Below are 22,842 nucleotides of genomic sequence, written 5' to 3'. Positions count from 1 at the left end.
CCCGGGACCCGCGCCGGGCCGCGGACCCGGTTCGTACGAGCCCCGCGCGGGGCACCTCGGCATGGCGTCCCGCGCGGGGCCACCGGCCGGCGGCCTCAGGAGTCGCTGAGGCGCTTGAGGGCGCTGCGGACCTTCGCCGGGTCGTTGGTGGGCCAGAAGGGCGGCAGGGAGTCACGCAGGAACCCGGCGTAGCGGGCCGTCGCCAGCCGGGGGTCGAGCACCGCGACCACACCCTTGTCGTGCTGGCTGCGCAGCAGGCGGCCCGCGCCCTGGGCGAGGAGCAGCGCGGCGTGGGTGGCGGCGACCGACATGAACCCGTTGCCGCCCTTGGCGGCGACGTGGCGCTGGCGGGCGGAGCTGAGCGGGTCGTCCGGGCGGGGGAAGGGGATGCGGTCGATGATGACCAGGCGCAGCGAGGGGCCGGGGACGTCGACGCCCTGCCAGAGCGACAGCGTGCCGAACAGGCAGGTCGGCTCGTCCTCGGCGAACTGCTTGACCAGCAGCATCGTGGAGTCGTCACCCTGGCAGAGCAGCGGAACGCTCAGCCGGTCGCGCAACGCCTCGGTGGCCGCCTTGGCGGCGCGCATCGAGGAGAACAGGCCGAGGGTGCGGCCCCCCGCGGCCTCGATCAGCTCGGTGATCTCCTCGAGGTAGGCCTCGGGCAGGCCGTCGCGGCCCGGCTGGGGCAGGTGCTTGGCGACGTAGAGGATGCCGCTGCGCGGATGGTCGAAGGGGGAGCCGACGTCGATGCCGGCCCACCCGGCCCTGCCCTTACCGCCCTTACCGCCCTTGCCGCCCTTACCGCTCTTGCCGTCCTTCCCTTCTTTGCCCTTCCCCTCTTTTGTCTCCGCCTCCTCCTCCGCGCTCTCCGCGGCGCCCTTGCCGCCGCCCAGGCCCCACTGGCGGGCCAGGCCGTCGAAGGCGCCGCCCAGGGCGAGCGTGGCCGAGGTCAGGATGACCGTGCGGTCGCCGAAGAGCTTGTCGCGGAGCATGCCCGCCACCGTCAGCGGCGCCACCCGCAGCAGGGGCGGGCGCCGGTCGGTGCCCGCCTCCAGCCAGACGACCTCGGCGCGGTCGACCTCCTCGGCGTGGCCGAAGGCGTCGAGCATGCGCTGCGCGGTGTCGTGGACCTCGTCCAGCGAGGTGAAGGCCGCCCTGCGCAGCCCGGCCCCCTCCGGGTCGTCCTTGTCGCCGTTGCGCGGGCCGAGGGCCGTGATGCACGCCCACGCCGCGTCGCGGATCAGGGCGAGCGTCATCCCGAGCACCTGGGGAAGCTCGTCGAGGCGCCCGGCGGGAGCGGCGGCCAGCAGGGCCTTGAGGTCCTCGCCGCTCTCCATGAGCCGGTCGGCGAGGTGCTGCTCGATGAGCTTGCCGACCCGTCGCGCGGCCACCGTGACCATCGTCTCCGACAGCTCGCCGCTGACCACGGAGGTGACGCGGTCGACCAGCTCGTGGGCCTCGTCGACCACGACGACCTCGTGCTCGGGCAGGAGCGGGAAGTCCTCCATCGCGTCGATCGCGAGCAGCGCGTGGTTGGTCACGACCACGTCGGACTCGCCGGCACGGGCGCGGGCCAGCTCGGCGAAGCACTCCGTGCCGCTCGGGCAGCGGGTGGCCCCCAGGCACTCCCTGGCGCTGACCGAGAACTGCCGCCAGGCCTGCTCGTTGACGCCGGGGACGAGCTCGTCGCGGTCGCCGGTCTCGGTCTCGTTCGCCCACTCCTGGATGCGCTGGACCATCCGGCCCGTCGCGTTGACCTCCCGGGGGTCGAAGAGCTGGTCCTGCTCCTCGTCGGGCCACCCCGCGCTCGCCTTGTAGCGGCACAGGTAGTTGCGGCGGCCCTTGAGGATCGCGAACGTCGGCTCGTGCGGCAGCTGCGGGGCGAGCGCCTTGGCGAGGCGCGGCAGGTCGCGGTCGACGAGCTGGCGCTGGAGGGCGATGGTGGCGGTGGAGACGACCACGGCGCCCTTGGAGGTCATCGCGTGCCTGATCGAGGGGATCAGGTAGGCGAGCGACTTGCCGGTGCCCGTACCCGCCTGCACGGCCAGGTGGTCGCCCGACTCGATCGCGTGCTGCACCGCCCTCACCATGGTGATCTGGCCGGGGCGTTCGACCCCGCCCACCGCCTCGACGGCGGTGCTCAGCAAATCCTCAACCGGGGGAATATCCACCTTTGAGGAGACGTCTTCGGATGGGGCGATGGAGTCGGTCGGCACGACAGCCAACCGTACCCGTTCGGCCCGACAGTCGCGGCTGCTCCGGCGAGTCGCGGCGTGGACGCATACCCGTATTCCGGAACCCGGGGTTCACCTCGCATGGCAAACTGGCTGGATCACCCGGCTCATCAATCCTCGTAAGGTCAAGGGAAGGTCTACCGTTCTGGTGCCGCTGGGGCGGAAGATAGGGATGGAAAGACCGGTTCGGTAGGGTTTCCCGAGGTCGAGTGGACGAATAAAGGCTGGTTAAAGCACTATGTCCTCCATGTCGGAAGTTGTCCCGTTGCCGTCGTTCGGCGAGGTGTTCTTTGACGAGCGTGGCCAGGAGCGGGTGCTCCGGGTCACCTGGCACGAAGGCACGCTGGTGCTGAGCCTGTGGCGCGGCGAGATGTGCACCGCGAGTTTCCGCATGCCCATGAGCGATGTGGGGCGCCTGGTCGACACCCTTGACGAGGGCTTCGTCGAGGCCGGTGGGCAGTACCCCGACGAGGTGGGCGAGCCCGTGCACGCCGAGCAGCCCCCGCAGGACGAGCCGCAGGCCTACGGCGAGTATCCCGGCACCGGCCAGTACGCCCGGCCCCGGCCCGAGGACTACGCCCAGCCGCAGCATTATCCCGACCCGGCGGGCCATGTCCCCTCGGCCCCCTCGGTCCCCTCGCCGCTGGACGAACCCCGCCAGGTCGCCGCCCTCGGCCCGAACGACGTGCTCGTCGCGCGGGGCGTGGTGCCGCCGCCCATGGACCGGCCCGACCGGCCCGACCGGCCTCAGGACCGGATGCCCCCCGGGTACGGCTCCTCCGACGCCGTGCCGCGCGAGAACATGATCGTGAACGACTCCCTGCCCTACGGGCAGCCGCAGCCCGTCGAGCCGCTCGGCGCGGGCCCCGCCCCCGGCGTCCCCGGTGAGCCCGCCTACCAGCTGTCCGGCGACCGCTACCCGCCCGCGCAGCCCCCGTACGGCGCCCAGCAGCCGGACCCGTACGCCGCGCCCGTCCAGCCCGACCCCTACGCCGCCCCGCCCGTCCAGCAGCGGCCCGACCCCTACGCCGGGCCCGCCGACCGGTTCGGCGCCCAGCAGCCGGACCCGTACGGCGTGCCGCCCCAGCCCCGGCCCGTCGACCCGTTCGCGCCCCCGGAGGGCCGGCAGAAGCCGGCCGCCCCGTTCACGCCCCGCCCCGACCAGTTCTTCGGCCAGTTCGCCGACTCCGCTCAGCGGCCGGAGCCCGACTCCTACGGGCAGGGCCAGCAGAACTCGACCGACCCCTTCGGGTTCGCCGCCCAGCAGCAGGCCGCCTACGGGAACGCGCAGGCCGACCAGTACGGCGGCGGCTACCCGCCCCCCTCGCAGCCCGACCCGTACGCGTTCGGCGCCCAGCAGCCCCACCAGTCCCACCAGGCCCACCAGGCCGGTCACCCGGCCGACCTGCGCGACCTGTACGGCTCGCCGCCCGCCTACCCGCAGCAGGACGTCGACCCGTCCGACCCGCTGGGCCTGCTCGGCCAGGCCGCGCCCGACCAGAGACTGCCCCGCCCCTACGTCCAGGAAACGCCGCACTCCACCGGCGAGAGGCTCCGCCCCGAGCAACGCTACGACGAGCAGCGCTACGACGAGCGGTACGACGACCGCCGCCGCGACGAGCGCCAGTACGACGACGGGCGCCAGTACGAGGGCGGGCGCCGCGAGGGGCGTCGCCGCGACGACCGGGACGAGCACCGCGACTGGTGATCTCCCTCCGGGACCCGGCGCCGCCGCGCCCCGGTCGCGAGCTTGCCGCCGGAGGGGATACCGTGTGGCGTCCGCCGGGTCCGTGGTCCGGCGCCGTGTGGCGGTTTCGGCCGCCCCGGGCGGTTCGCGAGGCGCGCCGGGACGCATAGGCTGATCGATCCCTATCGGGCGGGGTGGCGTGGACGAGTCGACGGTGCTGCAGATGCTGGCCGTGTCGGTCGTCGCGATCGCGGTGGCCGCGGTGGCCAGGCGCAAAGGATGGCCGGCGCCGCTGTTGCTGGTGCTCGCCGGGGTGGTGCTGTCGCCGTTCGTCCCCACCTACGAGCTCGACCCCCAGCTGGTCCTGCTGGTCTTCCTGCCCCCGCTGCTCTACTCGGCGGCGATCGACAGCTCCTACCTGAGGCTCAACGACTTCCGCAGGCCGGTCGCGCTGCTCTCGGTCGGCCTGGTGCTGTTCACCACGCTGGTCATCGGGTGGGTCACCCACCTGCTCCTGCCCCAGCTGCCGCTCGCCGCCGCGTTCGCGCTGGGCGCGATCGTGGCCCCGCCCGACGCGGTCGCCGCCGTCGCCGTGGCCCGCAGGCTCGGGCTGCCCCGCAAGGTGGTCACCATCCTGGTGGGGGAGAGCCTGTTCAACGACGCCACCGCGCTCACCGCCTACCGGGTGGCCATCGCCGCCGCGGTCGGGCAGGGCATCACCTGGCAGCACGCCGCCCTCGACTTCGCCCGCTCCGCGGCGGGCGGCGTGGTGATGGGCCTGGCGCTCGCCTGGGTCCTGGCCTGGGTGCTGGTCCGGCTGCGCGACGCGCTCGTCGAGAACACCGTCATGCTGCTCATCCCGTTCGCCGTCTACCTGGCGGCCGAGAGCGTGCACGTCTCCGGCGTGATCGTCGTGGTGATCGTCGGCCTCTACATCGGCCACCGCATGCCCAGGGCGGGCTTCGGCACCCGGCTGCTGTCCGACGCGGTCTGGCGGGTCCTCGACTTCTTCCTGGAGACGATCGTCTTCGCGCTGATCGGCCTGCAGATGTGGCCGATCATGAGGGGACTGGAGTGGGGCGACGGGTGGAAACTCGCCGGGATGGCGCTCGCCGTCTTCGCCGCCGCGGTGATCGCCAGGGTGGTCTGGGTCGTGCCCAGCATCTACCTGCCCCGGATGCTGTCGAAGAAGATCCGCAGGACCGAGACCCACGCGCCGACCTGGCAGAACGTGACCATCGTGAGCTGGGCGGGCATGCGCGGCGTGGTCTCCCTGGCCGCGGCCTTCGCCATCCCGGAGACCTTCCCCGGCCGTGACCTGCTCCTCTTCCTCACCTTCTCGGTGGTGATCGGCACCCTCCTCGTCCAGGGCCTGACGTTCCCGGCGTTGATCCGCAGGCTGAGGATCTCCAACGCGCAGGAGATCTACACCGACAACCTGGCGGAGGCGGCCGCGCAGCAGGCGGCCGCCGCGGCCTCGCTGGCCCGGCTGGACGAGCTGGTGGCGGAGGGTGTCGACGAGCTCCACCGGGAGGTCGTCGACCAGCTCAGGTCCCGCGCCGAGCGCCGTACCCTCACCGCCTGGGAGCGCCTGGGCGGCGGTACGGGGCCGGAGGGGGAGGAGACGCCGAGCAGCGTCTACCGGCGGCTCCGCCAGGAGATGCTGACGGTCGAGCGCGACGTGTTCGTCCGCCTCCGCGACGAGCGGCGCATCGACGACGAGGTGCTTCGCCGGGTCCTCCACGAGATCGACTTCGAAGAGGCCACCCTGGAACGCGGCTAGCCCCGTTTTCCGCACGTCGAAGTGATTGAAGATCGCGGGTTGCTCTCCTCCGGCATTTCGATCCTCGTTGTCCGTTTCTCTATGCTCCAGGGGAGGCTTGAGCGGATTGGAGGCCGAGGAGGCCATGGCCTTGCGGTTCGAGCATCGCGACACCGAGATCGGCGCGAGCGTCGTCGACCGCGTGTGGCGCACCCGTAGCGACGCCGAGGACACGATGACGTCCGCGGCGCGCACCTGCTGGCATCTGATCCTCTCGCGGAGGCGGGGATGCCTGCTCGCCAGCCTGCGCGGGCCGGAGACGAGGGCGACCATCGCGCCGGTTCCGCCGGACACCGAGTTCCTCGGGGTCCGGTTCGCGCTCGGCACGGTTCTTCGGCCGCATCCTGTGGGCTCGATCATCGACGGGAACGTGCCGTTCCCGGTGACGGACTCGGGCAGGGTGGTCATCGGCGGCGATGACTGGGAGGCGCCGACGTACGAGAACGTCGAGCACTTCGTCCGGCGACTGCAGGACGCGGGGCTGCTGGTGCGATCGCGCCTCGGGGAGGAGGAGCGCGAGCATCCCGGGGCCGACCCGACTATGCGTACCCTTCAGCGTCGCTACCGCGCGGCCACCGGACTGTCGCGGACCGCCGTGACGCAGATCGACCGCGCGAACGCCGCGGCCACGATGCTGCGCGACGGCCACGGCTGGCGCGCGGTCGTGGAGACGCTCGGGTACTTCGACCAGGCCCACCTCGCACACGCGCTGCGTCGCTACGTCGGGCGCACCGCGCGCGAGCTGCAGGCGGGCGAGCATGCCACGATGTCGTTCCTGTACAAGACCCACTCTGTACCTGGCAGCTAGCGTCTGCATGCCGGCCGGCCCTGGCCGGTGTCCGACCCGGACCCCGGAGGGGAACCGTGCTGCTCAGCGTCAACATCTTCGTCAGCCTCGACGGCGTCATGCAAGGACCCGGAGCCCCCGACGAGGACCGCTCCAACGGCTTCGACCGCGGCGGGTGGCTCGTCCCGCACGCCTCGGCGCACACCAACGAGGTCGTCGAGAGCTGGTTCCGTGAGGCCGGCGCGTTCCTGTTCGGCCGTACCAGCTTCGGTCTGCTCGGCGGGTACTGGCCGAAGGTCACCGAACCCGACAACCTGATCGCCACCAAGCTCAACACGCTGCCGAAATATGTCGTCAGCTCGACGCTGACCGACGAGGAAGCCGGCTGGAGTCCCACGACGGTCCTGCGCGGTGACGTGGTCGACGAGGTACGCCGCCTCAAGGGGCTTCCCGGCAAGGAGCTCCAGGTTCACGGGAGCTGGATGCTGGTGCAGACCCTGCACCGGGCAGGGCTCGTCGACGTCTACCGGCTACTCCAGTACCCGGTCGTCGTCGGGACGGGGAAGCGCCTGTTCCCGGACGGATCGATGCCCGCGACGTTCACGACCGTCGAAGAGAGCTCGCGGCTGCCCGGCGGCGTCGTCTCGCTGACGCTCGAACCCGTGAGCCTCGGCGCGATCTCCGCAGGCGAGTACGCCGTGGACGAGGGACGCTCGGTGACGGTCCTCGACTGACTGCGAGAGGGCGGCGGCGCCAGCCGCCCGGCGGTCGGCGACGATCACCGGCGGGATGCGGGATGTCGCGGAGCTGACTCAGGGGCAGGTTGTCGAGGTGCCGGTGGCCAACCGGCTGACCTCACCCGCGCCGCTGGTGCACGTGCGGGAGTGGGCGCGTGCCCTGGGCAGCCGCCACCGTCCCACCCAGCAGGCCGTCGCCGACCGGATCACCGCGATCGGCCGGGCCCGCCGGGCGGCCGCTTACCTGACCGCGCGGACCGGCACCGACCCGGCCACCGGCAAACCCGCGCTGGCCCGGCACTTCGACCAGCAAGCGCTGGACGCCGAAGCCGCTGCCGACGGCTGGTACGCCCTGCTGACCGACCTCGCCCCTCATCAGGCCGACGCCGAACAGGTGCTGCGCCATCACAAAGGCCAAGAGGCCGTCGAACGCCGCTACCAGGCCTTCAAGGGCCCGCTGGCCGTCACCAGCCTGTGTCTCGAGAGCAACCGCCGCATCAGCGCGCTGATCACCGTCATCTGCCTGGCCCCGCTCATCTTCTGCCTGATCGAACGCCAGGTCCGCCGGGCTCCGGCCGCCCGCGGCGCGACCAAGGTCGACGGCTTGTACGCCGGACGGCCCGCCGTTCCCACCGGCAAGCTCGTCCTGAACGCGCCGGCCGGCATCCGGCTGATCCCGGGCACCGGCCAATCACCGCCGACCATCCCGCAACCCACCGACCTCCGACTCCATCTCCTGGACCCCCTCGACATCGATCCACGAGACCTCCGCTGAAGATCACTCAGGTGTGGAAAACGGGACTAGCCGATGACGTTGTCCACGTAGCACCAGCGCCAGTCCTCGCCCGGTTCGAAGGAGGCGACGACCGGGTGGCCGTCCTCCGCGAAGTGGGCGGTGGCGTGCTTGCTGGGCGACGAGTCGCAGCAGCCGATGTGCCCGCAGGCCAGGCACCTGCGCAGGTGGACCCAGCGGCCGCCCGTCGCCAGGCACTCCTCGCACCCCTGCGGAGTACGCGCGGGCGTGTCCTGGGCCTCCACGATGTGCTCACAGGTTGTCATGGTCTCCCCCTTATGTGACTACTGAGGATCGTACGACCATCGCGGCGTCCCGATTCCGCCACCTCCCGCGTTCCGGTTTCGCGATCTTCCCGCGTCCCGGTGCCGCCGTCTTCCCGGCGTTCCGGCCCGCCGGCGGATCCGCGGGTAACGAGCCGGTACGGCGGCGCCTGCCGTGGCGGCCCGTTGGGTAGGGTCTGGGCATGCGACCCCTTCCGCGACGAATTCCCGTCCTCGCCGCCTCTGCGCTGGCCGCCGCCCTCATCACCACCGGCTGCTCCGAGCTTCAGGAGGTGAGCCAGGGCATCGACAAGGCGCAGCAGTGCGTGCAGGCCGCGGGCATCGTCACCGAGACCGCCGCCAAGGTCTCCGGGCTGATCAACGACCCCGCCGCGATGGAGCAGGCGCTGAACGAGGGCGGCGCCAAGCTGGGCGACCTGGCCGACAAGGCGGCCAACACCTCGCTGAAGGAGGCCGCCGAGGGCGTCTCCGGCACCCTGGAGGGCTTCAACGTCACCGACGCCAACAGCGCCGTCGACGCCGCCCAGAAGGTGGCCACCGACTCGGTGCAGTGGGTCCAGAAGCTGACCAACGCCTGCGGGTAGCCTCCGCCGCCCCGGTGCGGCACGCCCGCCCCGCCGGAGGTGAGGGTGCCGCCCGGCGGGGCCGGCCGCAGGTGCCCGCGGGCACCTGCGGAAATCCCGGGTTCTCTAGGGGAAATGTGGTTGAAATACCGTCATTCCTATGAAGCCCCAGGACAGTTCATGAACTCTCCGGACCATGAGCCGGATCCCCGGTTCACCCTTGCCAACGAACGCACGTACCTGACCTGGTTGAGCACGTCGCTCGCGCTGAGCGCGGGCGGCGTGGCCATGGCCGCCGTCTCCGCCGACGTCTTCGTCCCGTGGATGCGCACCGTGCTCGCGGTGGTCCTGGTGTCGCTGTCCGCCCTGGCGGCCGCGATGGCCTACCCCCGCTGGCGCCGCGTCCAGCGCGCCCTGCGCAGCTCCGCCCCGCTCCCGCCCCCCGCCCTCGCACCCCTGTTCGGGTACGGCGTGGCGGCGGTCGCCGTGCTCGCCCTGATCCTCATCCTGCTGTCCCGGTGAGCCCTCGGTGAACAGGCTGTGGGACGCGGGTCTGCAGAGCGAGCGGACCCGCCTCGCCTGGGTCCGCACCACCGCCATGCTGGCCGTCACCAGCCTGGCCGGTGCGGGGGTCGCCCTGCGGGCCGGCACGCCCGCGGTGGCCATCGTCCCCTTCGCCCCGGCCGTGTTCTGCGCCGTCCTGCTGCTGACCCACACGGGCGTCCGCTACCGGAGCACCCAGGAGGCCCTGCACGGGAGCCGTCCCCTCGACAACCGGGCCGACGCCCTCATCGCCTGGCTCGGTACCCTCGCCGCCGTGGCCGGAGCCTTCGCCTTCGTGCTGGGAAGGTTCGGAAGGTAAAAAATGCGGCAAGATATCGCAGCATGTCACGCTTCGATGATCTGCCCGGCTACGCGGCGTCGATCGCTTCGCTGATCGACGCGGTCAATCTCGGCGTTCACATCGCGAGCAGGCCCCTCAGCCGGGAGCTCGCCGAGCGGTCCGGCCTCCAGACGGACCTGCTGGTCGATCTCCGATTCGTGCTCCCCGCCAGGCCGCTCACCGCCGAGGGGCTGGCCGCCCTCTACCGCTACAACCCCGTCGACCGGTCGGAGATCGACGTACAGATCGCCCAGGGCACCCTCGTGGACGACGGTGGCGCGCTGCGCGCCACCGCGGCCGCGCTCTCCTTCGTCGCCTCCCTGTACGAGGTGCACGCGGCGGTGACCGGCGAGCTGTGGGCCGCCCAGGCCGACCGGCTGCCCGAGCTGGCGGATCTCGCCGGCAGGCTCCTGGCGGCCGGTGCCGCCGGTGGCGGCGGTGGCGGTGCGGCCTTCGCCCAGGCCTCGCCGCCCCACGAGCCGGTGGGGACCCCGCCGGGCGTGCTGCTGTTCAACCGGCTGGCCGTGTTGCGCTACCACCGCGCCGACGCGCACGCCGGCGCCTGGATGCGGGAGGGCCTCACCGCGGCCGAGATCATCGCCCTGCCCCCGGGGCCGGCCCGCGACCGGATCGAGGCGGAGACGAACCGCCGCGCCGCGCGGCCGTACGAGAGCCTGACCACCCGTGACCGGCAGGCTCTCCTGCTGGGTCTGAGCGCCCTCGACCTGCCCTGAGACCCTCGGGCGCCGAGGAGCCCGGTCCTTGGGACGGTTCCGGGGACGCGGGTCCCGGGGCGGATCAGGTCAGGACCGCGGCTCCTCGCCGAGGGAGACGGTCTCGGCGACCTCCGCGTGGCGTTCGGCCTCCTCGGCGGCGAACCGCTCGGCGTCGAGCCTCTCGGCGATGTCCTCGTCCTGCCGCATCAGCCTGTCCAGGCTCTGACCGGCCATGTCCAGCACGCCCATGTCGGCGTAGGCCTGCTGCAGGCGGGGGCTCCACAGCCCGATGTCCTTGACGCAGGGGACGATGCGGCTGAAAAGCAGAGAGCGAAAAATCCTGAGATATTCGGACTTGTCGACGCACTCCATGGCCTCGTTGACCTCGGCCTTGGTCAGCCCCAGGTTCTCCCATGTCTCCCGGCCGCGCAGCCGGTCGCGCATCAGGTAGCAGCCCTCGATGACGAAGTCCTCGCGCTCGCGCAGCTCGGACTCGCCGAGCTGGGCGTAGTAGTCGCGCAGCGCCATCCGGCCGAAGGCGACGTGCCGGGCCTCGTCCTGCATCACGTAGGCGAGGATCTGCTTGGGCAGCGGCTTGGTGGTGATGTCGCGCATCACGCCGAAGGCGGCCAGGGCGAGACCCTCGATGAGCACCTGCATGCCGAGATAGGGCATGTCCCAGCGGGAGTCGCTCAGGGTGTTGTCGAGCAGCGACTTCAGGTGCGGGTTGATGGGGTAGGCCAGGCCCACCTTCTCCTGGAGGAACCGCGCGTAGGTCTCGGCGTGTCGCGCCTCGTCCATGGTCTGGGTGGCGGCGTAGAACTTGGAGTCGAGGTCGGGGACGGACTCCACGATCCGCGCCGAGCAGATCATCGCGCCCTGCTCGCCGTGCAGGAACTGGGAGAACTGCCAGGAGGCGTTGTGCAGGCGCACCTCCTTGCGCTGCCTGTCGTCCATCCGCTCCCAGAGCGGGGTGCCGAAGATCGCGATGGTCTCGTCGGGGACGCCGAGCACGTTGTACGGATCGACCTCCAGGTCCCAGTCGATGCGCTTGACCGAGTCCCACTGCTTGTCCTTGCCCTTCTGGTAGAGGGCGAGCATGCGGTCCCTGCCGTCGTCGTACTCCCAGGTGAAACGGGCGGCCCCGGCCGCCTCGACGTCCCAGGTGGAGAGCTCGGCGGGAATGGTGTAGAGATCGTGCGTCGACATGCGGCCTCCAGAGACGTACACCGTACGTATCCATCGAGGTTGTCACGTACGCTGTACGTGCGTCAATGGAACCGATGAGGGGACCACGGCCACATGCCTGTCCAGCCACTGTCCCGGCCGCGCATCGTCGCCTCGGCCATCGCGCTGATCGAGCGGGAGGGCGCCGACGCGGTCTCGATGCGCGCGATCGCCGCCGATCTGGGCGTGGGTGTGATGTCCCTCTACAACCACGTGCCGAACAAGGAGGCGCTGCTGGACGCGGTGGCCGAGACCGTCCTGTCGCAGATCGAGTTCACCGACGACCCGGACGCCGAGTGGACCGACCGGGTGCGCATGCAGGCGCTCGCCTTCCGGCAGATCGCGAGCCACTACCCGCGCTGCACGATGGTGGTGGTCAGCCGCCAGCTCCGCTCCACCGCCGGGCTGCTCCCCGTGGAGCGGGCGCTGGACACGCTGCGCGAGGCGGGGTTCGGCGGTGACGAGGCGGTGCGCGCCCTGCGCGTGTTCATCGCCTACATCGTGGGCTCGCTGCTGCGGGAGGTCGGGGTGACCCCGACGTTCGCTCCGGTGCACCGCTCGGACGTCAGGGTCGACGAGGTCGATCCCGTGCTGTTCCCCCAGGTCGGCGAGCTGGCTCCGATACTCGACGAGTGCGACCACGAGGCCGAGTTCGCCTTCGGGCTGGAGATGCTCATCCAGGCGATGGCGGTGCGCCTCAACCGCTGACGGCCGCCGGCGCGGCCGGGCGGCCCGGAGGCCCGGAGGGTGACGCCCGGGGCCCTGGGGCCCCGGGCGTCAGGAGAGTGTTCCCTTCCCCTGGACACTCTCCGTACGGGTCAGTACCAGTTGCTCGACCGGAAGTGACCCCACGCGCCGCACGGTGACCCGTAGCGGCTCTTGATGTATCTCAGACCCCAGTGGATCTGCGTGCTCGGGTTGTATCGCCAGTCCCTGCCGCTGCCGCCCATCTTCGAGCCGGGCAGCGCCTGCGGGATGCCGTACGCACCCGACGAGCGGTTGTACGCGCGGTGGTTCCAGTTGCTCTCCCTGGTCCAGAGACTGTCCAGGCAGCGGAACTGGCGGTGCGGCCACGCTCGGCGGGACACGAGACGATAGGCGATCGTCTTGTTCCTGCCCTTGGCGGTCCTCGCGACCGCTTTCACCCTTGGCTTCACCTGGGTGGCCCAGGTGAGGCGGTACACCGTCCTCGCCGCCCCTTTCCTGGACGTCTCGGAGGTGCTTTCAGCCTGCCCCGTCGTCGGTGGACCGACCATCGCCGAGGCGGTGAGCACGGTCATGACGGTGTTGCGCAGAACGCGGTAGCTGTTCACGTGGATCCTTGTCCTCGGGCCGCGTGCGGAAGGCACGGGAGGGCACGTGGTGCCCTCCGGCGTCCGACGATCCGGCGTCCGTGGCTCGGACGGGGAACGTCCGCGCGGTCTCTCCGGCCTGTTTCCGGCATGAGACGCCGCGGCGATCTCTCTAGGCCGCTTTCTATTACGCGAGAGCGCGCCGAGCGGCGGATGGGACACGCGAAGGAAAGGTGTTTGCCCGATCTTCGGGATTTACGGGTGATTCGGAGAAGGGGCGGTTACGACCGGCGAATCACCCATGCTGGGAGACGGTGTGAAAATCACCCTGCCATGGGGTTTCAATTCACCGTTCCCTGATCAGTACCAGCCCCGCGTCGTGAAGTGCGTCCACGCCCGGCACGGCGAGCCGTAGCGCTGCTTGATGTAGCCGAGCCCCCACCTGATCTGCGTCCTGGGGTTGGTGCGCCAGTCGCGTCCGGCGCTGGCCATCTTGCCGCCGGGCAGCGCCTGCGGGATGCCGTACGCGCCCGACGAGCGGTTGTACGCGCGGTGGTTCCAGTTGCTCTCCCTGGTCCAGAGCCTGCTGAGGCAGGCGAACTGGCTGTTGTTCCAGCCGTGTGCGGACACCATGGGCCTGGCGACGGCCTGGTTGCCCGGTCTTGCCGAGGACGCCTGAGCGACCGTGGTGGTGCCGAGGGCGAGCACCGAGGTGATCACCAGCACACCGGTACGGCGGAGCGTCGACATGGGACTCCCTGTGCTTCGGGGACGGGGGACGGCCGACACGATGCCCGGCCATCCGGCGGCGGGCCAGTCGACAGCGCCTGTCAGGGGTCCTGTCAAAGATCGGTAAGAAGATGATCAGAGCCTTGGTGAGGCGGGCGTCGTCTCACCTGTGGTGTCGGTCACATTTCACTTGGTGGACGTCATAACTCTCAAATGTGACAACGGGATTAGGCTGTGGATCATGGGAATCCGTGATATCGCCATTGATACTCTTTCCGGCGCGCCCACCACCCTGGCCGAGCTGGCCGGGGACCGGGCCGTCCTCGTCGTGAACGTCGCCTCCAGGTGCGGCCTCACCCCTCAGTACGCGGGGCTCGTCGACCTCCAGCGGACCTACGGCGAGCGGGGCTTCACCGTCGTCGGCGTGCCGTGCAACCAGTTCTACGGTCAGGAGCCGGGCACCGCCGAGGAGATCCAGGAGTTCTGCTCCACCACCTACGGCGTCGACTTCCCGCTGCTGGCCAAGGCCGAGGTCAACGGCGACGACAGGCATCCCCTCTACGAGGCGCTGACCGCCACCCCCGACGCCGGGGGTGAGGCCGGTGACGTCAAGTGGAACTTCGAGAAGTTCCTCGTCGCGCGGGACGGGGAGGTGCTGGCCAGGTTCCGGCCGACCGTCCAGCCCGACGACCCCGCCCTCATCGCGGCGATCGAGAAGTCCCTTTAGGCGCGCAGCTGCCCCTGACGATCAGTTCCGTGGGCAGCAGCACGCCTCGCGGCCTCCTGGCGCCGCCGCGCAGCACCAGCTCGGCGGCGCGGTAGCCGATGTCCCTGGCCGGCTGGGCGATCACCGTCAGCGGCGGTGAGCACAGCTCGGCCCAGGGCACGTCGTCGAACATGATCAGGGACAGGTCCCGGGGGATGCGCAGGTCCAGCTCCCGCGCCGCCAGCACGGCCGCCTCGCCCAGCAGGTTGCCCCCGGCCAGCACGGCGGTCAGGTCCGGCCGGTGCTGGAAGAGCCCGGCGGCGGCGGCGTACGCGGAGTCGCGGCTGCCCCGGGCGACGACGATCAGCTCCTCGTCGACGAGGGGCCCCAGCGCCTGCCTGAAGACCGACAGGCGCTGCTCCTGCCCCGGGCCGCCCAGATAGGCGACGCGCCGGTGTCCCAGCCCCGTGAGGTAGTCGACCGCGGTCCTGACCCCCGCGCGGTCGTCGGCCACCACCGCGGGGATGTCGTCGCGCCCGGCCGCGAGCCGGTGCGCGAACACCGTGACCACCCCGGCCCGCAGGGTCGGCGCCCAGCTGTCGCCGTCGCCCGAGGGGACCGCGATCACCCGGTCCACGCCCTGCTCCAGCAGCGTGCCGATCAGCTCGGCCTCGGACTCGGGATCGTCGCCGGTCGCGCCCACGATCACCGGCTCGCCCGCCGAGCGCGCGCAGGCGAGCACGCCGTCGGCCACCCGGCCGTAGAAGGTGTCGGTGATGTCGGGCAGCAGCAGCCCGATCCCGCCCGAGCGCCGCTGGCGCAGGTTGCGCCCGAGCGCGCTGGGCCGGTAGTCGAGCTGGGCGGCGACGGTCAGCACCCGCTCCCTGGTCTCCGGGCTGGCCGACCCGCCCGACAAAACCCGGGACACCGTGGCGACCCCCACCCCGGCCGCCCCGGCGACGTCCTTGATCGTCGTACGACGCATGTTCATGGAAACGATTCCATCATGATTTCCAGGTTCGATCCAGTGTGAAGCGGCAACAGCGGTCCTGCTGACAGGCCAGAACCGGGCAGACTCTTGACATGGATGTCCGTTTCCGATGAGATGCATGAAAACGTATCCAATATCGGGTGAACGCGGGGTTGGCCCGAGGCGACAAGGACTTTCATGGCATCCATTGTTCTCAGCAAAGTCGACAAGATCTACGCGGGCGGCGTCAAAGCCGTGAACGGCCTCGACCTTGAGATCAAGGACGGGGAGTTCATGGTGCTGGTCGGGCCGTCCGGATGTGGCAAGTCCACCGCCCTGCGGATGATCGCCGGGCTTGAGGACATCAGCGGCGGCGAGATCTCCATCGGCGACCGGGTGGTCAACCACCTGCCCCCGAAGGACCGCGACATCGCCATGGTCTTCCAGAACTACGCGCTCTACCCGCACATGACCGTCGAGGAGAACCTCGCCTTCGGTCTGAAGCTCCGCAAGATGCCCAAGGCGGAGATCGCCAAGCGCGTCGGCGAGGCCGCCAAGATGCTCGGCCTGGACCAGTACCTCAAGCGCAAGCCCGCCGCCCTCTCCGGTGGCCAGCGCCAGCGTGTCGCCATGGGCCGCGCGATCGTGCGCGAGCCGCAGGCCTTCCTCATGGACGAGCCGCTGTCCAACCTGGACGCCAAGCTCCGCGTCTCCATGCGGGCCTCCCTCAACACCCTGCACGAGCGCCTGGGCGTGACGACCGTCTACGTCACCCACGACCAGGTCGAGGCCATGACCCTCGGCGACCGCGTCTGCGTGCTGCGCGACGGCCTGCTCCAGCAGGTCGACACCCCGCAGAACCTCTTCGACAAGCCGGTCAACCTGTTCGTCGCGGGCTTCATGGGCTCCCCGTCGATGAACTTCGTCAACGCCGAGCTGGTGCGCGGTGACGGCGGCGCCGCCGTCGCCTTCGCGGGCTTCAAGCTGCCGGTGCCGGCCGAGACCCTCGCCGAGAAGCGCGGCCTCGACCAGTACTTCGGCAAGAAGATCATCCTGGGTATCCGCCCCTCCGACTTCGACGACTCGATCGCCGCCAACGGCTCCTCCTCCGGCTGGGTCCGCCTGCCGGTCCGCGCCGAGGTCACCGAGGAGCTGGGCTCCGAGATCAACGTGCTGTTCCTGATCGACGCCCCGCCGGTCCAGCACCAGGACACCGTGGCCGCCGCCGCCGACGACGGCGAGGAGGACGCGACCCTGCCGCTGGTGGGCGACAAGTCGCTGTGGACCGCCCGGGTCAACTCCCGCAGCCACGTCCGTCCCGGCCAGAACATCGAGCTGATCGTCGACACCCACAACCTGCACTTCTTCGACCCGGTCTCGGGTCTGGCGATCGGTCACGAGGCCAACGCCCGCGTCTGATCCCGAGCGGGCCGTCGCGGGCGGAAAGGCCCGTCCCGACGACCACCGCAGGCCGGAAGGGCCCGCGCCACGACCCCCTCCCGTGGCGCGGGCCCTTTTCGTCTTCGCCGGCGGCCTCGCTCAGCGGCGGGCGAGGCGGCGCGAGAAGCGGCCGATCGGGCCGAGGGGGAGCAGCCTGCCGACCCTGACGATCACCTTGTAGCGCAGATCGGGGATGCTCACCCGCACGCCCCGGGCCAGATCGCGCATCGCCTCGCGGACGACGTTGTCCGCCGACAGCCAGAAGAACTCGGGGATGCCCGACTTGTCCATCGAGGCGCGCTCGTGGAACTCGGTGTGCACGAACCCCGGGCACAGGGCCATGACCCGCACGCGGCTGTCGGCCATCTCGACGGCCGTGGACTCGCTGAAGCTGACCACCCACGCCTTGGACGCGCTGTAGGAGCCCCTGGGGAAGAACGCCGCCACCGACGCGACATTGATCACCGCGCCCCGGTCGCGGGCCCTCATCCCCGGCAGCGCGGCCAGCGTCAGCCGCAGCACCGCCTCGCAGTGCAGCTTGAGCATCCGCAGCTCCTCCTCCGCGGGCACGTCGAGGAAGTGCCCCCGGTGGCCGAAGCCCGCGTTGTTGACCAGCAGGTCGACTCCCTCCCCGAGCCGCCGCTCCACCGCCTCCAGGCCCTCGTCGGTCACCAGGTCGGCGGCGAGCACCTCGCTGCTCACCCCGTATCGCAGGCGCAGTTCCTCGGAGACGGAGACGAGACGCTTCTCGTCGCGGGCGACCAGGACGAGTGAGAATCCGTCGGCGGCCAGGCGGCGGGCGAAGGCGGCACCGATGCCGGCCGTCGCCCCCGTGATCAGTGCGGTTGGCATGCCAGCAGTCTAGGGACGACGCCGTGGACCGGACGTACGGGCCTACCGCGGATGCAGCAGGTTTTCGCGGCTCGTGCGGCGTCCGCGGTAGGGAGAGGTGTCTCCGTCAGCAGGATGACCGGCGACGGGTTCGGCGGACATAGTTCTGGCGTCCGGTCGCAGGAAGCGAAGGAGAACTTCATGTCCGTCCTGTTGGTGCTCGCCGTACAGACGGCCTCGCCGGTCTGTACGACGTCGGCGGAATGCGCGGGCCAGGGTGTCGATGCTTTCCTCGGGACCCCGCAGCGAATCTGGGCCAGCGTGGCCGCGCTGGTGGCACTGGGCGGCGTGGTCATCGGCCGGCTCGCGCTGCGCTCCGTGCGTCGTGTCGGCAACGGCGGAAGGAGGGGAGCCGTCGTGGCCCTGGTAGCGGGGTCGATCGGCGGGCTCAACGGCGCGGTGAATCTGGCTGTCGCCGACGGTGGTCTCGGCACCGGCAACGGAGTGTTCGGGGGAGCCGTGGCCCTGGTGCTCGGGCTGGTCGGTGCGGTCCTCGGCGGGCTGGCTCTGACCCGCTCCCACCGCACCGAGCCGAGCGGCTGACCGCAGCGGATGCAAGCGCGCGATCGAGGCCCCGATGACCGTACACGCCTCGACCACCGCACGGCGATCGCTCCTCGTGATCTTGCATGTACGTACGGGCAGACAGCCGTACCTCAACATCGGCTCGGGCCAGGAAGGCGATCACTGAGGCCGGGTACGCGCCGACCGGGCTCGCCACCCAGCGGACAAGCCGGGGAGGAGACCGAAGAGAATGGACGTACGCGGACGGGGGAGGGCGGGGGCGTGCGGGAGTCGCCCGGCGCGGCCGGAACCTTCGCGGCGCCCGGCGCGTACAAGTGATCGCCTGAGCAGGCGACGAACACAGGAGGCTGAGAACCGTGCCGATCTCCCGCCGGACAGGACGCCGGACAGGATGGGGCCTGGCCCTGCTGAGCGCGGCGCTGGTCGCCTGCTCTTCCACCGGGGCCACCGAGACCCCCGGCTCCGCCGACTCCGGATCCGCCCCTCCCGCGGCCTCGCCCGCGGAACCCACCGGGCGGGCGGGGACGGAGGCCGCGCCGAAGGTCCGCTTCACCGAGTTCGCCCGGCTCGACATGCCGGTGGCGATGGCCCTGCGCGAGGACGATCCGACGCTCTACATCGCCGAGCAGACGGGACGGCTGCGCGCGGTGAAGGACGGGAAGGTCGCCGAGGCGCCCGTCGTCGACCTCTCCCGGGAGATCAGCACCGGCAACGAGCAGGGACTGCTCGGGGTGGCCTTCCACCCGGACGGGAACTTCCTCTACCTGAACTGGACCGACCGCGAAGGACACACCCACCTCACCGAATGGGCCTTCTCCGGCGGAAGGGCGACCGGCCGCAGGGACGTGCTGACCCAGCGGCAGCCGTACGCCAACCACAACGGCGGGCAGCTCGCCTTCGGGCCCGACGGGCACCTCTACATCGCCCTCGGCGACGGCGGCAGCGGGGGAGACCCGCAGGGCAACGGCCAGAACCTGGACACCTGGCTCGGCAAGATCCTCAGGATCGACCCGCGCGGCACCCCGTACAAGGTCCCCCGCGACAATCCCTTCGTCGGCAGGCAGGGCGCCAAGCCGGAGATCTGGTCGTACGGCCTGCGCAACCCCTGGCGGTTCACCTTCGACGCGAGGACCGGCGACATGTGGATCGGCGACGTCGGCCAGAACGCCTGGGAGGAGGTCGATTTCGAGCCGAAGGGCGAGGGGGGCCGCAACTACGGCTGGAACCTGAAGGAGGGCACCCACCCCTTCGAGGGCGGCGGCGACGGCGGCGACGGCGGAGACACGGTGGATCCCGTCATCGAGTACCCGCTGGGCGAGGGCGGCAACTGCTCGGTCATCGCCGGATACGTCTACCGGGGCGAGAAGATCCCCGGCCTGGAGGGGCGGTTCGTCTACGGCGACTTCTGCGCGGGCTGGGTCAAGGCCGCGCCCCCCGGCGGGAAGGGGCGGGGCGACGACCTCGGCACGGTGGAACAGCTGTCGTCCTTCGGCCAGGACCACGACGGCGAACTGTACGCGCTCAGCCTGTCGGGGCCCGTCTACCGGGTCGAGGCCGCGCCGTGACTCCTTTCCTCCACGTTGGCGCGGCCGGGCGAGTCCCAATATCTGGAGAATGGTTGACGATCGTTCGGTAAGGGGGGGAACAGCCTGCGGGTTATCGCGGGGCGGGCGAATATAACAGGCTCTGGGGACATGTCGCTTCTGCTTCAGCGTCTTGTTCTGTGGCCTGAACCATCGCTATGGGAGCCCTAAATGGCTAGAAAATACATGATGTGTTTCCTGCTCGCGGTAATGACCGGGGGCGGCCTGATAATCGGTCCCGCAGGGGCGGCGACCGCGGAGAGCGGGCTTTTGCCGCTTGAGACCCTCCAGGGCGCGCCCTACCCGCCGTACATCATTCTCCTCACCGCGGCGGAGGACCTCGCCGACGAGGCCGACGCGATCGGCAGGCGGGCGGACGACCTCGCCGCGCAGGCGGCGGATGTCGCCGAGTCCTGCGCGGAGGCTCGGGGGGAGACCTGCATTGAGATCAACAACAGGAACGACAACCGCAACCAGCTGAGGAACACCGACAGGGACAGGATAGGCGGGGTCGTCGTCCAGCCCACCTCCACCGCTCTGCGGGTCAACCCGGCCGCCGCGAGGCTTGCCCTCGGCGCCTCGGCGGGGGGAGCCGTCTCCGGGAGCACCGGCACGGCCGGACCCATCACCGCCGAGGCCAGGCGCATCGTCGCCGAGGCCAGGCGCATCGGCCCGGAGGCCGGGCGCATCGCCGGTGAGGCGGAGGGCATCGTCGGCCTCGCCGCGGGAGTCAATCCCAAGGCCGAGCAGGTGGCCTCCGGAGCCGTGGGGAGGGCGGAGGCCGCGAAGAAGAAGGCCTCCGAGGCGAGGAGGATCGCCCTCCAGGTCGCCCGGACGCCTCTCGGGGAGAATGCCCGGACGCCCCGCGGGGAGAATGTCGTCGAGGACGACGACTGCAGGGGCGATGACTGCGGGAACGGGTCCGTCGGCGACGACTGCGGTGACGGGGGACGTTCGTGCGAGGCCGGCGGGGAGAGTCTTCCGTTCACCGGAGTGCCCGCGACGGCGTCCGCCGGGCTGGGAGCCGGCCTGCTGGTCGCGGGAGCCGGTGCGCTGTGGCTGGTGCGGCGCCGCCGATCCACCGGTGCGAAGTAGGCGATGGGGAGGGAGAGCCCGCCGTGACGTCGGGCCGTCCCTTCCACCGGTGCGAAACGGGCCGTCCGGATGGAGGGCCCGCCGGATCGTCCTGTGGGCCTCGGCCGCCCTGGTGATCGCCGGAGTCTGGGAGGCTCACCTGGGCCTGCGGGTGCGTGACCATCTGGTGGCGGCCGGAGGCGCGCTGACGCGGCTGGGCTCGCTGGTGAGCGCCGGTGCCCCCGTCCAGGTGGCGGGTGCCCCCGCCCAGGTGGCGGGGGCGCTCGCGGACGCCCGGTCGCACGCGGTCGAGGCGCGGCGGCTCACCGGGGGCCCCGGCTGGTGGGTGATCTCCCACCTTCCGTTCGCGGGAGACGCCGCGACGACCGTGCGCGGCCTCGCCTGGGCCGCCGACGAGCTGACCGGTGTGCTCACCGACGTGCAGGGGGCGGCCGCGCCGTTCATGACGGCCGCCGCCCCCTCCCGAGGCACCGTGCGGGGGCGACTGGCCGCCCTTGACGCGGCGGCACCGGTCCTGGCGAGCGCGGTCACCCGCCTCGCGCGGGCGGACTCACTTCTGCGTGCCACCCCGGCCGACAGCGGGCTGGACACGCTCGACGAGGCGAGGGACACCGCGCTGGGCGAGATGACCCGGCTGCGCGACCTGCTGCGCACCGCCGCCGACGCCGCCGCGCTCCTGCCCCCGATGTTCGGCGGCGACGGTCCCCGCCGCTACTTCCTGGCCTTCCAGAACAACGCCGAGGCGAGGGGCACCGGGGGCCTCGTGGGCGCCTTCGGCATCCTGAAGGCCGGCCGGGGCCGAATCTCCGTCGAGCGGCTGTCCGCCGACACCGGTCTGTTCACGAGCCCCGTCCCCGTCGCCGACCACGGCCGGGACTTCCTCAGGCGCTATGGGCCGGGGGCGACCAGAATGCTGTCCGTCTCCAACCTCTCCCCGCACTTTCCGTACGCCGCCGCCACCTGGACCCGGTTGTGGGAGAGGCGGACCGGCACGCGGCTCGACGGCGCCGTGGCCACCGACCCTGCCGGGCTGGCCCACCTGTTGCGGCTGATCGGCCCGGTCACCCTTTCCGGCGGGGAGAAGGTGACCTCGGCGAACATCGTCGATCTCACCGAGCGGGCGGCCTACGCCCGTTACCACGATCCGGTGGCGCGCAAGCGGTTCCTCATCGAGGTCGCCGGCGCCGTCGGGGAGGCGCTGCCCGGGTCCCTCGCCGACCCCGCCGGGCTGCTGCCCGTACTGGGCCGCATGGTCGGCGAGCGGCGGATCCAGGTCTGGAGCCGTCACGAGGCCGAGCAGCGGCTCCTGGCCCGCGCCCCGATCGGCGGCGTGCTGCCCTCGCGGCCGGGACCGTTCGCGGGGCTGGTGGTCAACAACTCGGCCGGAGGCAAGCTCGACTACTACCTGGAGCGTTCCCTGGCCTACGAGCTGGGCGCCTGCCGGGACGGCCTGCGTCCCTCGACCGTGCGGATCCGGCTCGTCAACGACGTCCCGGCGGAGGTCCTGCCCTCCTACGTCACCGGCCGGCTCGACCTCCCCCGGCGGTGGCACGCTCCCGGGTCCAACCTGCTGTGGGTGTCGCTGTACGGCGGGCTCGGCGGGCGGATGACCGCGGCCAGGCTGGACGGGGAGCGGGCGGCCGTCGTCAGGGGGACGGAGCGCTCCCATCCCGTCTACTCGGTCATGCTGGAACTCGCTCCCGGGCAGTCGAGGTCCCTGGAGTTCGACTTCGTCGAGCCCGCCTCGGACGCGGCCCCGCTGGTCCCCGTGCAGCCGCTCGTCCGGCCCCAGCGGACCCACGTCACCGAGGACCCGCGCGGTTGCGGCCCCTGACGGGAACAGGCGTCTTCCGCCGCACGCCCTGTCGCGTGCGCCTG

Annotated in this window: 23 protein-coding genes; 16 read left to right on the top strand and 7 right to left on the bottom strand. The window is 71.3% G+C overall.

Annotated features, from left to right (window positions below):
• Positions 1-95 precede the first annotated feature (95 nt).
• A complete protein-coding gene (locus ACVCAG_RS19215) occupies positions 96-2,216 on the bottom strand; it encodes a helicase C-terminal domain-containing protein (protein ID WP_440084676.1) in 2,121 nt (706 codons plus the stop codon).
• Positions 2,217-2,481: 265 nt separating this feature from the next.
• Between ACVCAG_RS19215 and ACVCAG_RS19210 the strand changes: the two genes are divergently transcribed.
• The 5 genes from ACVCAG_RS19210 to ACVCAG_RS19190 all read left to right on the top strand — a co-directional run bounded on the left by ACVCAG_RS19210 (position 2,482) and on the right by ACVCAG_RS19190 (position 8,042).
• On the top strand, positions 2,482-3,942 hold the full coding sequence (locus ACVCAG_RS19210) for a hypothetical protein (RefSeq protein ID WP_440084675.1): 1,461 nt from the start codon (positions 2,482-2,484) through the stop codon (positions 3,940-3,942).
• A 178-nt stretch (positions 3,943-4,120) separates the two neighbouring features.
• A complete protein-coding gene (locus tag ACVCAG_RS19205) occupies positions 4,121-5,704 on the top strand; it encodes a Na+/H+ antiporter (protein WP_440084674.1) in 1,584 nt (527 codons plus the stop codon).
• 97 nt (positions 5,705-5,801) lie between these two features.
• Positions 5,802-6,551, top strand: coding sequence for a hypothetical protein (locus tag ACVCAG_RS19200; RefSeq protein ID WP_440084673.1), 750 nt, complete (start codon positions 5,802-5,804; stop codon positions 6,549-6,551).
• A 56-nt stretch (positions 6,552-6,607) separates the two neighbouring features.
• Positions 6,608-7,264: a dihydrofolate reductase family protein gene (locus ACVCAG_RS19195; protein WP_447190097.1), complete on the top strand. Its 657-nt coding sequence runs from the start codon at positions 6,608-6,610 to the stop codon at positions 7,262-7,264.
• Between the two features lie 55 nt (positions 7,265-7,319).
• Entirely contained in the window at positions 7,320-8,042 is a 723-nt protein-coding gene (locus ACVCAG_RS19190; RefSeq protein WP_447190096.1) for a hypothetical protein, read from the top strand.
• Positions 8,043-8,068: 26 nt separating this feature from the next.
• Here ACVCAG_RS19190 and ACVCAG_RS19185 read toward each other — a convergent pair whose 3' ends face one another.
• Positions 8,069-8,326: a ubiquitin carboxyl-terminal hydrolase 14 gene (locus ACVCAG_RS19185; RefSeq protein ID WP_362680756.1), complete on the bottom strand. Its 258-nt coding sequence runs from the start codon at positions 8,324-8,326 to the stop codon at positions 8,069-8,071.
• A 200-nt stretch (positions 8,327-8,526) separates the two neighbouring features.
• Here ACVCAG_RS19185 and ACVCAG_RS19180 point away from each other — a divergent pair, with 200 nt between their 5' ends.
• The 4 genes from ACVCAG_RS19180 (at position 8,527) to ACVCAG_RS19165 (ending at position 10,524) form a co-directional block, all read left to right on the top strand.
• Positions 8,527-8,928 carry a hypothetical protein gene (locus tag ACVCAG_RS19180; RefSeq protein ID WP_440084670.1) on the top strand — a complete coding sequence of 134 codons (402 nt, stop codon included), beginning with the start codon at positions 8,527-8,529 and terminating at the stop codon, positions 8,926-8,928.
• A 159-nt stretch (positions 8,929-9,087) separates the two neighbouring features.
• Complete coding sequence (locus tag ACVCAG_RS19175; RefSeq protein WP_440084669.1) at positions 9,088-9,429, top strand: DUF202 domain-containing protein; 342 nt, start codon at positions 9,088-9,090, stop codon at positions 9,427-9,429.
• Between the two features lie 7 nt (positions 9,430-9,436).
• Entirely contained in the window at positions 9,437-9,769 is a 333-nt protein-coding gene (locus tag ACVCAG_RS19170; protein WP_440084668.1) for a DUF202 domain-containing protein, read from the top strand.
• Between the two features lie 23 nt (positions 9,770-9,792).
• Positions 9,793-10,524: a hypothetical protein gene (locus ACVCAG_RS19165; protein WP_440084667.1), complete on the top strand. Its 732-nt coding sequence runs from the start codon at positions 9,793-9,795 to the stop codon at positions 10,522-10,524.
• Between the two features lie 69 nt (positions 10,525-10,593).
• Here ACVCAG_RS19165 and ACVCAG_RS19160 read toward each other — a convergent pair whose 3' ends face one another.
• On the bottom strand, positions 10,594-11,715 hold the full coding sequence (locus tag ACVCAG_RS19160; protein ID WP_440084666.1) for a diiron oxygenase: 1,122 nt from the start codon (positions 11,713-11,715) through the stop codon (positions 10,594-10,596).
• 93 nt (positions 11,716-11,808) lie between these two features.
• On the opposite strand from ACVCAG_RS19160, the gene ACVCAG_RS19155 reads away from it, so the two are divergent.
• A complete protein-coding gene (locus ACVCAG_RS19155) occupies positions 11,809-12,441 on the top strand; it encodes a TetR/AcrR family transcriptional regulator C-terminal domain-containing protein (RefSeq protein ID WP_440084665.1) in 633 nt (210 codons plus the stop codon).
• A gap of 110 nt (positions 12,442-12,551) precedes the next feature.
• Here the strand turns inward: ACVCAG_RS19155 and ACVCAG_RS19150 are convergent, their stop codons facing one another.
• Complete coding sequence (locus tag ACVCAG_RS19150) at positions 12,552-13,046, bottom strand: aggregation-promoting factor C-terminal-like domain-containing protein (RefSeq protein WP_440084664.1); 495 nt, start codon at positions 13,044-13,046, stop codon at positions 12,552-12,554.
• Positions 13,047-13,385: 339 nt separating this feature from the next.
• Positions 13,386-13,775 carry an aggregation-promoting factor C-terminal-like domain-containing protein gene (locus ACVCAG_RS19145; protein WP_440084663.1) on the bottom strand — a complete coding sequence of 130 codons (390 nt, stop codon included), beginning with the start codon at positions 13,773-13,775 and terminating at the stop codon, positions 13,386-13,388.
• 220 nt (positions 13,776-13,995) lie between these two features.
• On the opposite strand from ACVCAG_RS19145, the gene ACVCAG_RS19140 reads away from it, so the two are divergent.
• Positions 13,996-14,481 carry a glutathione peroxidase gene (locus ACVCAG_RS19140; RefSeq protein WP_440084662.1) on the top strand — a complete coding sequence of 162 codons (486 nt, stop codon included), beginning with the start codon at positions 13,996-13,998 and terminating at the stop codon, positions 14,479-14,481.
• Here the strand turns inward: ACVCAG_RS19140 and ACVCAG_RS19135 are convergent.
• Positions 14,453-15,451, bottom strand: a complete 999-nt coding sequence (locus tag ACVCAG_RS19135; protein WP_362680727.1) for a LacI family DNA-binding transcriptional regulator — start codon at positions 15,449-15,451, stop codon at positions 14,453-14,455. The genes ACVCAG_RS19140 and ACVCAG_RS19135 overlap by 29 nt on opposite strands.
• Before the next feature lie 177 nt (positions 15,452-15,628).
• Between ACVCAG_RS19135 and ACVCAG_RS19130 the strand changes: the two genes are divergently transcribed.
• Positions 15,629-16,849: an ABC transporter ATP-binding protein gene (locus tag ACVCAG_RS19130; protein ID WP_362680724.1), complete on the top strand. Its 1,221-nt coding sequence runs from the start codon at positions 15,629-15,631 to the stop codon at positions 16,847-16,849.
• 120 nt (positions 16,850-16,969) lie between these two features.
• On the opposite strand, the gene ACVCAG_RS19125 is transcribed toward ACVCAG_RS19130, so the two are convergent.
• Positions 16,970-17,722: an SDR family NAD(P)-dependent oxidoreductase gene (locus ACVCAG_RS19125; protein ID WP_440084661.1), complete on the bottom strand. Its 753-nt coding sequence runs from the start codon at positions 17,720-17,722 to the stop codon at positions 16,970-16,972.
• A gap of 180 nt (positions 17,723-17,902) precedes the next feature.
• On the opposite strand from ACVCAG_RS19125, the gene ACVCAG_RS19120 reads away from it, so the two are divergent.
• The 4 genes from ACVCAG_RS19120 to ACVCAG_RS19105 all read left to right on the top strand — a co-directional run bounded on the left by ACVCAG_RS19120 (position 17,903) and on the right by ACVCAG_RS19105 (position 22,798).
• A complete protein-coding gene (locus ACVCAG_RS19120) occupies positions 17,903-18,304 on the top strand; it encodes a DUF6223 family protein (protein WP_440084660.1) in 402 nt (133 codons plus the stop codon).
• A gap of 338 nt (positions 18,305-18,642) precedes the next feature.
• Positions 18,643-19,851: a PQQ-dependent sugar dehydrogenase gene (locus tag ACVCAG_RS19115; RefSeq protein WP_440084659.1), complete on the top strand. Its 1,209-nt coding sequence runs from the start codon at positions 18,643-18,645 to the stop codon at positions 19,849-19,851.
• A 189-nt stretch (positions 19,852-20,040) separates the two neighbouring features.
• A complete protein-coding gene (locus ACVCAG_RS19110) occupies positions 20,041-20,964 on the top strand; it encodes an LPXTG cell wall anchor domain-containing protein (RefSeq protein ID WP_447190095.1) in 924 nt (307 codons plus the stop codon).
• A 49-nt stretch (positions 20,965-21,013) separates the two neighbouring features.
• Positions 21,014-22,798 carry a DUF4012 domain-containing protein gene (locus ACVCAG_RS19105; protein ID WP_440084657.1) on the top strand — a complete coding sequence of 595 codons (1,785 nt, stop codon included), beginning with the start codon at positions 21,014-21,016 and terminating at the stop codon, positions 22,796-22,798.
• The last annotated feature ends 44 nt before the right edge of the window (positions 22,799-22,842 follow it).

Source organism: Streptosporangium sp. G12 (assembly GCF_052983175.1).
The sequence above is the reverse complement of the archived record's forward strand: the minus strand, read 5'-3'. Positions and strand labels throughout refer to the sequence as shown.